General features: G+C 46.3%; 11 protein-coding genes, 1 tRNA gene, 1 rRNA gene and 1 pseudogene. 5 read left to right on the top strand and 9 right to left on the bottom strand.

Annotation, left to right across the window (positions count from 1 at the left end; translation table 11 throughout):
* Nucleotides 1-184 precede the first annotated feature (184 nt).
* The 6 genes and pseudogenes from yigB to L3V31_RS21335 all read right to left on the bottom strand — a co-directional run bounded on the left by yigB (nt 185) and on the right by L3V31_RS21335 (nt 4,900).
* Nucleotides 185-901, bottom strand: coding sequence for a 5-amino-6-(5-phospho-D-ribitylamino)uracil phosphatase YigB (gene yigB, locus L3V31_RS21360; protein WP_237319138.1), 717 nt, complete (start codon nt 899-901; stop codon nt 185-187).
* A gap of 8 nt (nt 902-909) precedes the next feature.
* Complete coding sequence (gene xerC / locus L3V31_RS21355) at nt 910-1,842, bottom strand: tyrosine recombinase XerC (RefSeq protein WP_237319136.1); 933 nt, start codon at nt 1,840-1,842, stop codon at nt 910-912.
* Nucleotides 1,808-2,539 (bottom strand): DUF484 family protein, encoded by a 732-nt coding sequence (locus tag L3V31_RS21350; RefSeq protein WP_237319134.1) that lies wholly within the window; start codon nt 2,537-2,539, stop codon nt 1,808-1,810. The genes xerC and L3V31_RS21350 overlap by 35 nt, the downstream gene beginning before the upstream one ends.
* Nucleotides 2,533-3,363: a diaminopimelate epimerase gene (dapF, locus tag L3V31_RS21345; protein WP_237319132.1), complete on the bottom strand. Its 831-nt coding sequence runs from the start codon at nt 3,361-3,363 to the stop codon at nt 2,533-2,535. The genes L3V31_RS21350 and dapF overlap by 7 nt, the downstream gene beginning before the upstream one ends.
* Nucleotides 3,364-3,373: 10 nt before the next feature.
* Nucleotides 3,374-4,627 (bottom strand): diaminopimelate decarboxylase, encoded by a 1,254-nt coding sequence (lysA, locus tag L3V31_RS21340; protein ID WP_020334062.1) that lies wholly within the window; start codon nt 4,625-4,627, stop codon nt 3,374-3,376.
* A 61-nt stretch (nt 4,628-4,688) separates the two neighbouring features.
* Nucleotides 4,689-4,900 (bottom strand): annotated as a pseudogene (locus tag L3V31_RS21335) (lipoprotein).
* Between L3V31_RS21335 and cyaY the strand changes: the two are divergent.
* The gene (gene cyaY / locus L3V31_RS21330) at nt 4,880-5,194 is read left to right on the top strand and encodes an iron donor protein CyaY (RefSeq protein WP_237319130.1); all 315 of its coding nucleotides are present in this window, start codon (nt 4,880-4,882) and stop codon (nt 5,192-5,194) included. The pseudogene L3V31_RS21335 and the gene cyaY overlap by 21 nt on opposite strands.
* A 70-nt stretch (nt 5,195-5,264) precedes the next feature.
* On the opposite strand, the gene L3V31_RS21325 is transcribed toward cyaY, so the two are convergent.
* Nucleotides 5,265-7,790, bottom strand: coding sequence for a class I adenylate cyclase (locus L3V31_RS21325; protein ID WP_237319128.1), 2,526 nt, complete (start codon nt 7,788-7,790; stop codon nt 5,265-5,267).
* Nucleotides 7,791-8,137: 347 nt separating this feature from the next.
* Here L3V31_RS21325 and hemC point away from each other — a divergent pair, with 347 nt between their 5' ends.
* The 4 genes from hemC to L3V31_RS21305 are packed head-to-tail and all read left to right on the top strand — an operon-like array spanning nt 8,138 to nt 12,217.
* The gene (hemC, locus tag L3V31_RS21320) at nt 8,138-9,076 is read left to right on the top strand and encodes a hydroxymethylbilane synthase (RefSeq protein WP_065297537.1); all 939 of its coding nucleotides are present in this window, start codon (nt 8,138-8,140) and stop codon (nt 9,074-9,076) included.
* Between the two features lie 2 nt (nt 9,077-9,078).
* Entirely contained in the window at nt 9,079-9,807 is a 729-nt protein-coding gene (locus L3V31_RS21315; RefSeq protein WP_237319126.1) for a uroporphyrinogen-III synthase, read from the top strand.
* 17 nt (nt 9,808-9,824) lie between these two features.
* The gene (locus L3V31_RS21310) at nt 9,825-11,036 is read left to right on the top strand and encodes a uroporphyrinogen-III C-methyltransferase (protein WP_237319124.1); all 1,212 of its coding nucleotides are present in this window, start codon (nt 9,825-9,827) and stop codon (nt 11,034-11,036) included.
* Nucleotides 11,036-12,217, top strand: coding sequence for a heme biosynthesis HemY N-terminal domain-containing protein (locus L3V31_RS21305; protein ID WP_237319122.1), 1,182 nt, complete (start codon nt 11,036-11,038; stop codon nt 12,215-12,217). The genes L3V31_RS21310 and L3V31_RS21305 overlap by 1 nt, the downstream gene beginning before the upstream one ends.
* 804 nt (nt 12,218-13,021) lie before the next feature.
* Here L3V31_RS21305 and L3V31_RS21300 read toward each other — a convergent pair.
* Nucleotides 13,022-13,098, bottom strand: a tRNA-Asp gene (locus L3V31_RS21300).
* A gap of 41 nt (nt 13,099-13,139) precedes the next feature.
* Nucleotides 13,140-13,235: ribosomal RNA gene (gene rrf, locus L3V31_RS21295) — 5S ribosomal RNA — on the bottom strand; the annotation flags it as partial.

Raw genomic sequence — 13,235 nt, 5'->3', positions numbered from 1 at the left:
AATACTGCCAGAGAAGAGGAAGCGTAAAGCGTATCCAAGAGCAGTACTTAAGAAAGCCGCTAAATATCCCACGCGTTCGCGTTCAAGGAATAAAAACGCCACTCGCTCTTAAGCGAGTGGCGTTAAGCCTAAGCTGCGCTTTTTACACGTGTTTCACGTGAAACAATGCAAAGTGTTAGTCACATCAAATAAGTGATAGCAACGGCGGTAAACTATGAATTTCCATATCCGGTAACGTTCTGGCTCTCGGTAATTGAGCAACGTTCTTATTCACGTCATTAAACCAACAAGCCGCAAAACCAGCCAGCTTAGCTCCGTGAACATCCGTTACGATATGGTCACCGACGTGCAAAATATTCTCTGCCGGTAGATCTAAGACTTGTTGCGCTTTGGCAAACATATCTCCGGCTGGTTTCGCTAATCCATCCGGTCCCGCTTTCAGCACACTTTTAAAATAGGGTGTCAGACCGACTTTATCTAAGTCAACGTTACCATTAGTGATCGCAACTAAAGGAATTTGTTCGCCGAGCTGCGCGAGTACATTGAGACTCAGTTCCGGTACCTCGAAACGATTACGCCAATCAAGCGCAACTTGCACACCTTTTTCAGCAGCAGTTTGCGCTTGCTCTTCACTATAGCCAACATCGAGAAAACCCTGCTTAAGTTGGACTAAGCGCCAAAGTGTCACGTCACTTTTTAACTCTGGATCCTGCTGCACAACCTGCCTTTTCACTCTGACCCAGTCCGGCTTTTCCATATGGGCGACTGCCGGATGTGCTTGCTGAAGCCACGACAAAAGCTCACGCTCCATGCGTACTATTACCGGATAGTTGTCATAGAGTGTGTCATCAAGGTCAAACGTCATTGCCTTGATTGGCGCAATACGGCGATAAAATTTCATGCTCTGTCTCAGTCTCCGCTCTTTTTACGTGCACGTGGGTGTGCTTGATCGTAGGCTTGCGCCAAGTGTTGGAAATCCAAATGGGTGTAGATCTGAGTAGTCGAAATATTTTCGTGGCCTAACAGCTCTTGGACCGCACGTAAGTTGTTGCTTGATTCCAGCATATGGGTCGCAAATGAGTGACGCAACTTGTGTGGGCTGATGTGGCTCGCTACCGACTGCTTTTGTCCCCACTCAGCCATACGCTTTTGCACGCTGCGGTGCGAAATACGCGTACCGAGTTTGGACACAAATAATGCAGGTTCACCCGGCGCAGCAAGGTTGCCTCGCACTTTAAGCCACTTACCTACCCACTCGGTCGCCATGCCAGAGAACGGAACTTTACGCTCTTTATCACCTTTACCAATGACTCGAAGTTCACCACTACGTAAATGCACATCACGCACATCGACACTAACCAGCTCAGCCAATCGTAAACCCGCTCCGTACATCAGCTCCATCATAGCGCGATCGCGAACCGCTAGCGGATCATCTTCGTTCACTTCCAATAACTGGTTGACTTCATCGACGTCGAGGTTTTTTGGTAACGGACGCTGCTTACGCGGTGCAGAAACACCTTTGGCCGGATTCGCCGACATTTCGCCGCGTAGGATAAGAAAATCGAAGAAACTGCGCAGTGAAGATAAACGAGTGGCAAGACTGCTGGCTTTCATTCCTTCACGCATGCCTTTACCAGCCAGTTGTCGAACCCAGCCCGCGTCAACCTGAGACCAGTCTTTCAATCCCATTTCGGTTAAGTGGTGCGCCATGGTTTCCAACTGCTGTTTGTAATTACGCTGGGTATGCAAACTTAGCCCCTTTTCACTTCGCAGAAATTCGTAGAAGCGTTCAAGAGGCTTTTGCAAGCTATTTGGCAGAGGAGTGTTTGGAGTTGTCATCATCGTAACGTTGCCATACCAATGTTTGAGCAAGATGTGCCACTACTAAGGATAGATGACGCAAAAATAAGGTATCCATATCTGGCTGGAAATGCCCGCCGTCCTGGCTAGAAAATGCCAGAACACCCAGCGTCTGCTTCTTCACTAACGGTAATACGACGTAAGACCCCATTTCTGGCATCTCCAAACTACCAAATAAGGCTTCACGATCGACTTTACGTAAGCGACCTAAGTAGGCATCTTTGCCATTGAGGTGCGTGGTGGCAAATCGCTGGTAGTTTTCTTTGCTGAGTTGCAGGGATGCGTCGCATTGACTGAACAAACGAACATAAGCTCTCAGGCCCAGGTCCTGAGCTTTCTGCTCAATGGCATGAATCACCTGCTTGAAGTCACTACACTTTAAAATCTCTCCCTGCAAATCCATGAACTCGTAAAAAGTACGGTCATTATTGGCAGCCAAAGACATCAGTGTCGTGATCTCTTCCTCGAGCTCTTCGATGCGTTGACGCTGACGGTTCATTTGAATATGAACCAGTGAAACCGCCCCTAAATCCACATGTGGAAATGACAAACGGTCTACCAGTTCTGGACGCTGAACCAAAAAGTCCGGGTGATCTTTGAGGTACTCAGCGACCACTTCAGCCGTCAACGTATCCGCTTCTGCTTGAGACAAAACGTTTCCTTTCTCTTCCACTAGCACGACAGTTGCCCGTCAAAGACATGAGTAGTAGGGCCAGTCATAAATAGAGGCTTACCCGGACCTTGCCAAGAAATATTCAGTTCACCACCTGGTAGTGATACTTTGACATTTTCGTCTAGTAAACCTTGCAGAATGCCGACAGCAACCGCGCCACAGGCACCACTGCCGCACGCCTGGGTTTCACCCGCTCCGCGCTCATAAACACGCAGACGGATATGGTTGCGATCGATGACCTGCATAAAACCCGCATTCACGCGTTCAGGGAAACGCTCGTGAGACTCTAGTAGCGGACCCAAAGTGTCGACATCAGCCGTATCGACATCATCCACAACCGTCACAACATGTGGGTTACCCATACTGACAGCACCACAAAACAGGGTCTTGTCACCAGCGCGCATGATGTAGGTTTTCTCTTTTTGCTTAGCTTTGAAAGGGATCTTGTTCGGCTCAAATTCTGGCACACCCATATTGACCGTCACTTCACCATCGTCTTCGACGTTGAGGATCATTTTTCCTTTCTTAGTACTCACGCTGATGCTGTATTTGTTAGTCAAACCTTTGAGACGAACAAAACGCGCAAAACAGCGCGCACCATTACCACACTGCTCAACTTCGCTGCCATCCGCATTGAATATGCGGTAGTGGAAGTCGGTTTCAGGGTCATAAGGCGCTTCTACCACGAGCAATTGGTCAAAACCAACACCAGTGTGACGATCCGCCAGGCGGCGGATCAAATCTTGCGAGAAAAACACGTTCTGGGTAATGCAGTCGACGACCATAAAGTCGTTACCCAAACCGTGCATTTTGGAAAAGTGGAAATGCATTTGCTTTGTGTTACTCCGGTAGAATCTGTTCCAGCTGCCACAAACTTGTCAGCTCCTCACGCTGACGAACAAGATGGCTTTGCTTACCGTCCACCATCACTTCCGCCGCTCGGGTACGAGTATTGTAATTCGAAGACATAACAAAACCATAGGCGCCAGCAGAACGAACCGCGAGTAGATCACCTTCTTGTAAAACCAATGCGCGATCTTTACCCAGGAAATCACCGGTTTCACAAATTGGTCCAACCAAGTCGTAAGTTTGCGCTTCACCATCGCGTGGCGAAACTGGCACGATATCTTGCCATGCTTGGTACAGAGCAGGACGCATCAGGTCATTCATTGCTGCATCAATAATGGCAAAGTTTTTATGCTCAGTGTGCTTTAAGAACTCAACGCGAGTCAGCAAGATGCCAGCATTCGCTGCAATCGCACGACCAGGTTCAAAAATCAGTTCCAGATCTTGGTGATTAGTCAGACGTCCCAACAGCGCTTTCGCGTAATCAGATGGCTGTGGAGGAAGCTCATCACGGTAAACCACACCAAGACCACCACCAACATCCAAGTGACGAATGTTGATGCCTTGCGCTTTCAGATCATCAATCAGAGCAAGCAAGCGATCAGTCGCATCGATAAAAGGTTCAATATCAGTTAACTGAGAACCAATATGGCAATCAATACCCTGTACGTTTAGGTTCGGCAAGCTTTGGGCGAATTTGTACACCTCAGGTGCACGATCAAACGCAATACCAAATTTGTTGTCGCGAAGACCAGTCGAAATATAAGGGTGAGTTTTTGCGTCTACATCGGGGTTGATGCGCAGTGAAATAGGAGCAATCACACCAAGATCGCCTGCCACTTTATTCAGGCGCTCAAGTTCAGGCTCAGATTCAACGTTAAAGCACTTGATACCCAGCTCTAATGCACGTTTCATTTCTGCTGGCGTTTTACCTACACCAGAAAATACCACTTTCTTCGCGTCACCACCGGCAGCAATAACACGTTCCAGTTCACCACCAGATACGATATCAAAGCCTGACCCCAAACGAGCCAGTGCATTCAGTACGCCTAAGTTTGAGTTTGCTTTCACAGCATAACAAACCAGATGAGGATGTTGACCCACTGCACTATCAAACGCCTTCCAGTGGCGCTCTAGCGTGGCTCGAGAGTATACATAAAGAGGAGTGCCATATTGCTCGGCCAGAGCTTGAAGTGAGACGTCTTCGGCCCAAAGCTGGCCATCATCCTGATAGTTGAAGTAATCCAAAATTCGCTTCCCTTATTTTATTCGACTGCAGAACCCTAATTTCACCCAAAGGTGCGGATATTTATTGTGATTGCTCGTTTTGTTGTGTGTCATCTGGAATGTAGAGTGAACCGGACTGTCCACACCCTGCCAACGTAGCAGCAGCCATCACAAACAACACAGTAACTAATTTTTTCATTTGGCATATCGTGATTATTGAATCAATGCCCCCTATAATCGCACCACACTCAGGAAAAGCAATAGGACAGACGGATGAACGATACTGAATTTCATCAACTGGTGGATGTACAGATACAAATCATTGAAGAATCCATCGATGATTCAGGTGCAGACATTGATTACGAAGTGTCTGGTAACGTAATGACATTAGAATTTGAAGACCGCAGCCAGATCATCATCAACCGCCAGGAACCGATGCATGAAATTTGGCTTGCATCAAAATCAGGTGGCTTCCACTTCAAGCTTATCGAAGATAAATGGACCTGCTCGAAGACTGGTATGGAACTGTTTGAGATGGTGAAGCAAGAGTGTGAAAAGCACGCTGGTGAAGATATCGACTGGGCATAAGTTCATTTTGTCCTGACCAATACAGAAAAAGAGCACCGCGGTGCTCTTTTTGTTTTTGTTCGATTTGCTGTTATGCATTCACCGCTTTATTGGGACGATGAGGAGGACAATCATTACGGTAAGGTATGATGTAAGCGTTACCTTCTTCGGGATGAATGATCTGATAGTACTGCGGCAAGTTAAAGTTAATGAACTTCGAAGCCACATGAGTATCATCTTTCACCGAGGTATAGAAGCTGTTCACGGAAGCAATCATCTCATCTTTCGAACCACTGAACTGGTGATACACTTCCACCTGATTCGATTCATCGAGTACATAGATGTTAAAACCCTTCTCGCTGTCTTCGAAGAAGAACTGCACTAACCCTTCACTGGCAAAGCCATCCACCGCGTCCGGCATTTGATATTCCTGATCGCGATCGAGCATTAATAGCGGCGAACCTTTCAGCTTGTTGGTTGAGATACTGCGATAAAAATCGACCGAGTTTTCTAACTTCTGAACAGATACGCCACGACGCTCAAAGAATAAACCATACATTTTCTCGCCAAGACGCATCGCTTTAAAGCGGCGACGTTTTTCTTGTTCGACTGGCTTCAAGCGCAAGTCGATACACTCTGCCAGCAACTGATACACTTTATTGCGCATCACACCACGCATGTTTTTCGCGTAACAGAACACATCCACCGACTCTGGCGGAAGCGCATCTTGGTGCATTTTGCCCAAAATGGTTTTCAGTGCATCAAGCATCGCCGTCTCGCCTTTAAAATGCAGCGTACGAACTTCATGCCAGGAATTGCGGTAAACCAAATCAACACTGCCAACTAAGTTTTTATGCTCAGGACCGAAACTGAAAATATCAGTATTCTTCAGATCCACTTTAAGCGAACGACCGGACAACTCTTCAGTAGGGTCACTTTCAAAGTTGATGAACATCGTCAGTTGACTGATTTCACATGGACTTGCCAGAGCTTGCATTGTCGGACGGCGCTTACGCAAAGCAAAAGTATTACGTAAATCGCTCACCATTTGGTAGAACTTATCAATGTCTAACTGCGCTTCACGCACGACAGCGTGTAAACGAGTCGACTCCGTTATCAGGCCATTAAAGAATGCCCACGAAACCAGCTTGCTCAGATATTCATGGTGCTCAAGGTATGGCTGACCCAGAATACGGTGTGCAACCAGCGGCTGTTTATACAAATACCAACCGGACTTATTCACACCACCATTCTTCACTTCGATAAAGCTCAAATCCGGCTCATGTAAATCTGGAGAGATTTGAGGATTCAGCAGCGTCACTTTACCCGGAAGAACCTCAAAAGCCGCATATAGCTTACGAGCCAAAATACTGATGTCTTGCGGGCTGATGGCCGAAGTAATGTCATTGCGACGTGCAAATTGGATAAGGTTACGGTAACTCTGCATCAGCGCATCTAACAGCGCATGATGCACCACTTTAACCTGTTCGACCTTCCAGTTACGGCGGTCGTCAAGTTCTGCCACCACACTTTCATCCCAGTCCCATCGGGTAATCATGTCGCTCAAGGCTTCACGACGCCAAGCAACCGAGCCAACACCGGGCTGACGGGAGAGCTTTTCATGGGTTTTAAGGTAAAAACAGCGGCGAACTAAGTCTAAACGCGTATCGTCTTGAATACGTTCAAGATAACGGGTGACTTTTTCCAGCATCAAGTAATACGCGTCCATACCGTAGAGATCGGGCTCATGGGCAAAGAAACGACGTTTAGTATCGATACTTAACAGTTGAGTGTGAGGGTATTCCCACGAGTAAGCTTCAAGCAGAATGGCTTTTAATACCGATTTGTAAGGAGAATCGATACTTTTGTACAACTGCCACAAATTCGAGCCAAAGTATTCTTCTGCTGGAATTCGGTTCAATTTGCCAAAGTCGATCCACTCTTTACAGTCGATATAGCCATCGCGACAAAGTTGTGAAACGTACTCGTCGTAAGACTCTTCCATCTCTGGTGGCACAATTTGCCATAACAATCGCTGCCCGGCGATACGAACCGCGCTGCGATAGAACTCATCAAGTAGCAGTAAGTGCTGTGATGAACCACAATTATCACCAGTCATCTCTTCAGAATGATTACTTCTGAAACGCTCTTCATCCATCAGGAAGAAGTTCGCCTCGACACCTTTACTCTGCGCCCAATCAGTAATCAATAAACACTTGTTGGTGAGTAACTCACGCTCATCGCAGTCCATCTCCGGAGAAACACAGACCCAAATGTCTAAGTCACTTGATGTACTTTGACCAATCGATGATGTACTGCCCATGGTGTACAGGCCAAGGATCGCTGGTTGCGCTGCATCATCTAACTTATCGCTAATGGTAAGTTGTGTATCGTCGATGAATTGTTGTTGAATGTCATTAGGCTCAAGACCATAGACACCAACTGGTACGTCAGCATCGTAGTAACCCGGAATGACTGGGTGGTTGTAATTCAATAAGACAGGAATCAAGTGGAAAACTTGCTGGCTTTGCGAATCCATAAGCGCCAGCGCACGTTCAACACGTTGCTGATTCAATTTATCTAATCGCTGAATTATTTTTTGGGTGTAAGCCTGCAAGGGTAATTCCTTGGTTGAACAATCAAAGATACCTGATGATATTTTAAGCCTAAAAAGCCTAAAAACGTGATCAATTTAACACTTTTATTGAGTATGGTAAAGTTTCAGCTCTCTATTTCGTTGCAGAGAAAAAACCATACTCCAGTCACAAAATTAACAGCGAGCTAGTGTCGCTTGATATCACCTCAAACTAATAATAGTCCTTAGTCTAATTGAGAATCTAGTCACACTATTTTCATAACATCATGTAATTCCATTCATAGCACCGCCAGATATCCAACTAACAGTAAGAATTTCTTGATGAGAATGGTAGGATAAACCCAAATCCAAACAGCTTTGAGAAGATCATGACACAATCCACACCAATTCGCATTGCAACTCGAAAAAGCCCACTTGCTTTATGGCAAGCTCACTTTGTCAAAGACGCCCTTCAAGCCGCTCACCCGGGTTTAGAAGTCGAGTTAGTAACTATGGTGACCAAAGGTGACGTGATCCTAGACACACCGTTAGCTAAAGTAGGCGGTAAAGGTTTATTCGTTAAAGAGCTGGAAGTCGCTATGCTGGAAGGCCGTGCGGATCTGGCTGTACATTCAATGAAAGACGTACCAGTCGACTTCCCTGAAGGATTAGGTCTCGTCACCATCTGCGAACGAGAAGACCCTCGTGATGCTTTTGTTTCTAATACCTATAGCAGCGTTGATGAGTTACCTCAAGGAGCGATTGTCGGCACATGCAGTTTACGCCGTCAGTGCCAGCTCAAGGAATATCGTCCTGATCTCATCATCAAAGAACTACGTGGCAACGTAGGCACACGCCTTGGTAAATTGGATGCTGGCGAATACGACGCTATCATCCTGGCAGCCGCTGGCCTGAAACGCCTGAAACTTGAAGAGCGTATCCGTAGTTTTATTGAACCAGAGCAATCTCTTCCTGCCGTTGGCCAAGGCGCAGTGGGTATTGAGTGCCGCTTAGACGACGAAAGATTACTCAAACTACTCGAGCCACTTAACCACAAAGATACTGAAGACCGAGTACTGTGTGAGCGTGCAATGAACCTAACACTGGAAGGTGGCTGTCAGGTTCCTATCGGTAGCTACGCGCTGCTTGATGGCGATAACGTTTGGTTACGCGCACTAGTCGGAGAACCAGACGGTAGCGAAATTGTCCGTGGGGAAATCCGTGGTCACCGCAAAGATGGCGAAGCACTCGGTATCCAATTAGCAAATGAACTGCTGGATAATGGTGCTCGCGACATCCTCACCAAACTGTACGCAGATCACGACTAATCATGGCAGTGTTGGTCACTCGGCCGGGAGAGCAAGGCATTGAGCTTTGCTCTCTGCTCGAAAGGCACGGCATTCCCGCACACCACCATCCATTGATCGACATTACTGCCGATCTCTCGGATACACAGCTCTCCGCTCATCTCGATCGCGCTCATTTCATTATTGCTGTCAGCAGACATGCGGTGCAGTGCGCACAGCAAATATTATCAAACAACGGTATGTCATGGCCTAAACACGCCATTTACCTTGCCGTTGGTCAAAAAACAGCACACTATTTAAGCAAATTCACGCAACAAAAAGTACACTATCCTCAAGTCAGTGATAGTGAACACTTATTGCAACTTCCAGTGTTAAACAAAGTAGAAAAACAGAACGTTGTTATTCTGCGAGGAAACGGTGGAAGAGAGCTAATTAAAGATGCATTGGTGAGACGTGGAGCAAAAGTTCACTATAGTGAGACTTACAAGAGAGAATTTATCCCATTCGATCCAGTAAGCTGTATCTCACTATGGAAAGCCCAACAAATCAATCAGATCATCGTCACTAGTGGTGAACAACTTGATTATTTGTGCAGTCAATTAACGTCAGATCAATTGGCTTGGCTTAATCAGCGAGAGTTGTATATACCCAGTCAGCGTATCGCCGACATCGCAATTCAAAAGGGGTTCACTCAGGTAAGGTGCACAGGAAGCGCATCCAACCAAGAATTACTGGCTGCTCTCCAGCCCTAGCTACACAGGATAAAGGCATGACAAGTAAAAATAACGACCAAAAAAATAACGATAAAAACCTTGCTGAAGAAACCTCTTCGGCACCGCTAGCTGAAAAAGATACCCCGAAACAGGATGCTGAGCCTACAAAGGAATCATCACAACCTGCTGATAAAGAAAAACCAGCAGAACAAAATAAAGTTGAGTTTGAAGAGAAACAAGGTAAGCGAGGCGTCAAACTAGGCACAGTCGCTATCATCTTGTCGATCATTTTTGGTGGTGGCTTAGCGTATAAGCTTCACGAGCAACAAACTGACTACCAAGCTAAAATAGCTCAGCTTCAAAGCCAACTCGAACAAGCTCAAGCTTCTATGCAGCAGGCACTGACTCAAGTTAAAGAAGAAACAATCGAGAAGGCGACCAACGCAACGCATAAAGCCGAAGTGGTTCTTGGTCAGCAACAAAAAAGCATCGAAAGCCTGCAATTGGCCGTGGCTGACATGAAAGGCCGCCGTCCAAACGACTGGTTACTGGCCGAAGCAGACTACTTAGTTAAATTGGCTGGTCGTAAGTTGTTCCTTGAGCACGATGTGGAAAGCGCTACTCAGTTAATGGAAAGCGCAGACCAACGTATTGCTGCACTCAATGACCCTAGTTTAGTTAACCTCCGTAAAGCGATGGCAAATGACATCACTAAATTACGTACCGTGCCATTAATTGACCGTGACGGCTTAGTGCTGCGTCTGACTGCCTTACAACAACAAGTCGATAAAATGCCACTGGCTAATGCCCTACTTCCTGAAGCTGCGGCAGTGACTGAGCAAGAAGTGTCTGAAGACATTTCTAACTGGCAAGATAACCTGATGACATCTCTGAAGGACTTCTCAGAAAACTTCATTACTTTCCGTACTCGCGATGGCAACGTCATCCCGCTGCTTTCTCCTCAGCAGCATTTCTACCTTAAAGAGAACATCAAAGCTAAGCTAGAAACGGCTATTAAAGCGGTTTATCAAGAGCAAGGCGAAGTGTACTCGACCTCGCTCAAAACAGCAGATAAATGGGCGCTGGCGTTCTTTAATCAGGACGATAACTCAGTAAAAGAGTTCAACAAAACGATCGGCCAACTTAGCCAACAAAACATCCACGTTGAATACCCTGCTAAACTGGAAAGTCAGTCTCAGCTATCTGATGTTATTCGTGAGCGCCTACGTCGTGAAGTAACCACTATGACAGGCACGGAGGATAAGTAATGTTTCGTCTTATTTTCCTATTTGCCATTCTAGGAGCCGGACTATTTGTGGGCACACAATACTCCGGCCAACAGGGTTACGTTCTGATCTCGATCGCCGAGAAAACCATTGAGATGAGTGTAACAACACTGGTCATTTTTGTTATCGCGGCGCTTGCTGGTCTGTTCATTTTAGAATACCTAATCAAGAAACTGGTCTACGCAAGTTCAAGTACCTGGAACTATTTCAGTGTACGAAAAATGCGTCGTTCTCGTCGCTACACCAATGAAGGCATCATCAAATTGCTAGAAGGTGACTGGAAAGGCGCGGAGAAGAAAGTCACTCGCTGGGCCAATCATCACGACATGCCACTTCTGTGCTACCTAGTAGCGTCAGAAGCTGCACAAGGTCAAGGTGATAAAGACAAGCGTGACAAATACTTAGAGCTTGCGAGTCAGCAAGAAAACGCACACCTAGCCGTTGAACTGACACGTGCCAAACAGTTTATTCGCGACAATGAGTTTGAAGCGGCATTTGACACGCTATCTTCACTAAAAAATCAGCACGCCAGCAACCCGATAGTATTAAACCTGCTGAAAACTACCTACATGCAGCTGAAGCTATGGCAACCTTTAATCGACTTAATGCCTCAGCTAAACAAAGCAAAACAGGTAACTGAAGACGAAGAAATTGAGCTGATTAAAACAGCACAATGCGGATTACTGCATGAAGTTGCTCAACAGCAAGGTAGTGAAGGACTGATTTCTCACTGGAATAGCTTAGCTCGCAAAGTAAAACAAGACCCTCATTTGATCGCATGTTTTGCTCGCGAGTTGATTGCCCGTAAAGCAGATAATGAAGCATTTACGGTAATCAAAGAAGCATTAAATAAAACGCCGGCACCGGAGTTATACGAGCTTCTTCCAGAGTTAAATGTGCCAGATATTCATCCTATCGTTGTCTTCCTTGAAGGTGTAGTGAAGAAAGAGACGGACAATGCGGCAGCACACAGTGCGCTGGCTCACTTCTACTTCCGCCAAGAGAAATGGCATGAGTCTCAGGAACAATTTGAAGCAGCCTTAAAACTTCGCTCAGACGTCTCTGATTACGCTTTCCTAGCAGACACACTAGAGAAGCAGAATCTTACTAAAGCGGCACACGAAGTTTCTCGTAAAGCGCTTACACTGGTTCAAAACGATTAAGTAGACCCTTTCAACCAAAGCTAAAAGCCGACATACCATGTCGGCTTTTTTATTACCATTCAAACATCCCACTCACTCCTCCCAGCAACCTCTATCAACAAACAAACCTACCTACTCTGAGTTCACTTCAATACCAGTGACCATTACTGGCAACAAGGAACGGGATAGCTGGAGCTTCTCAACATCAATTAAAAGGGCATTATCAGTTCAATCTAGTCTGTTCATTGTCTTCATCTTTATTCCAATTAAAGAAAGGATAGCAGCGTTCAGGCAACGTAAGCGGTCAGGGCTTTGCTCAAAGAATATGGATTATCAGACGGCGGGCTCTATCGCTGAAACTAACCAGCAAAGAGACTCTATAGTGTACGCCTCTTGCATTCACTAATGCTTCAAGGAAGCACTCCATTGCTCCCAGCAAACGAATTAGTAGATAAGTGCGGGCCTTGATAAATACGGACTGAAAAGCTCATAAGCTCAGTTTGATTACAATTAGATAAGGGAAGAAATCGCTAGCCAGTGATATAGGCTGAAAAGAATGGGCAGTAATTTCAGAGCATCAGCAGTAAATGTCATCTACCTAGATTAGAATAAAGATGAAATCTTTCGACTAGGCTTCTTAATAAGTGGCGGGGGTGGCTGCGGTCGCACACGACTGGGACTCCCTGGTACCTTGCTTGGCGCGCCTCCGCTGTGACAGCCGCGCTTTTTAAAACAAATAACTAACCAACTGAACTGCCTCTTCGTAGTAGCATTTTCCCCAAATGTAAAGAAGCCTCAGTCTTTCGACTGAGGCTTCTTAATAAGTGGCGGAGTGGACGGGACTCGAACCCGCGACCCCCGGCGTGACAGGCCGGTATTCTAACCAACTGAACTACCACTCCGCAGTGGTACCACTCGCTTAAGCAAGTGTCCAAAATTTAAAGCCTGGCGATGTCCTACTCTCACATGGGGAAACCCCACACTACCATCGGCGCTATTTCGTTTCACTTCTGAGTTCGGCATGGAAGTCAGGTGGGTC

The organism is Vibrio sp. J1-1 (assembly GCF_021728395.1).
In the GTDB taxonomy this organism is placed as follows: Bacteria; Pseudomonadota; Gammaproteobacteria; order Enterobacterales; family Vibrionaceae; genus Vibrio.
Note: the sequence above shows the minus strand (reverse complement) of the source record. Positions and strands in the feature narration are given on the sequence as shown.

Bases quoted from the DNA above. Each gene is read 5' to 3' on its own strand.
- yigB (WP_237319138.1), bottom strand. From the start codon at position 901: ATGAAATTTTATCGCCGTATTGCGCCAATCAAGGCAATGACGTTTGAC.
- xerC (WP_237319136.1), bottom strand. From the start codon at position 1,842: ATGATGACAACTCCAAACACTCCTCTGCCAAATAGCTTGCAAAAGCCT.
- dapF (WP_237319132.1), bottom strand. From the start codon at position 3,363: ATGCATTTCCACTTTTCCAAAATGCACGGTTTGGGTAACGACTTTATG.
- cyaY (WP_237319130.1), top strand. From the start codon at position 4,880: ATGAACGATACTGAATTTCATCAACTGGTGGATGTACAGATACAAATC.
- hemC (WP_065297537.1), top strand. From the start codon at position 8,138: ATGACACAATCCACACCAATTCGCATTGCAACTCGAAAAAGCCCACTT.
- L3V31_RS21315 (WP_237319126.1), top strand. From the start codon at position 9,079: ATGGCAGTGTTGGTCACTCGGCCGGGAGAGCAAGGCATTGAGCTTTGC.
- L3V31_RS21310 (WP_237319124.1), top strand. From the start codon at position 9,825: ATGACAAGTAAAAATAACGACCAAAAAAATAACGATAAAAACCTTGCT.
- L3V31_RS21305 (WP_237319122.1), top strand. From the start codon at position 11,036: ATGTTTCGTCTTATTTTCCTATTTGCCATTCTAGGAGCCGGACTATTT.